Raw genomic sequence first — 523 nt, 5'->3', positions numbered from 1 at the left:
GCGGCCTGGGAGATGGACACCGTCGAGGGGGCCCGGGAGGACTCCGCCTGCCTGCTCACGCTGCTGCACCGCCCCAGCAGGCTCCAGCTCGCGCTGCCGCTGGAGGAGAAGACCGCCGGGTGCGTCGCGGGCGCCCTGGAGGGCGTCCGGGCCATCCTCGGCGCCGACGGGACGCGCCGCGTGTTCCGCGCCGTCCTCACCGACAACGGCGCCGAGTTCTCCGACGAGGCGGCGGTCGCGGCGCTGCTCGGCGAGGGGCCGGGCGAGACGAGGCTGTTCTACTGCGACCCCAGGCGCAGCGACCAGAAGGGCGCCTGCGAGCGCAACCACGTCGAGATCAGGAAGCTGCTGCCCAAGGGCGCCGGAATCAGGTTCGACCGGCTCGCCCCGGCCGACCTGGCGCTGGCCATGTCGCACGTGAACTCCGAGCCCCGCGGCGCGCTCGGCTTCGCGACGCCCGCGCGCGCCTTCAGGGCGATGCTCGGGGAGGACGCGGCGGCGCTGCTGGACGCCTACGGCGTGG

Annotated in this window: 1 protein-coding gene; it reads left to right on the top strand. The window is 75.3% G+C overall.

What is annotated here, in order from left to right; genetic code table 11:
• Positions 1 to 12 precede the first annotated feature (12 nt).
• Positions 13 to 523 (top strand): transposase (locus ACTQXM_RS09060; protein WP_441547652.1); only part of this gene is annotated, 511 nt, incomplete at its 3' end.

This window comes from Collinsella sp. LCP19S3_D3 (genome assembly GCF_052121455.1).
Classification (GTDB): domain Bacteria; phylum Actinomycetota; class Coriobacteriia; order Coriobacteriales; family Coriobacteriaceae; genus Collinsella.
The sequence above is the reverse complement of the archived record's forward strand: the minus strand, read 5'-3'. Positions and strand labels throughout refer to the sequence as shown.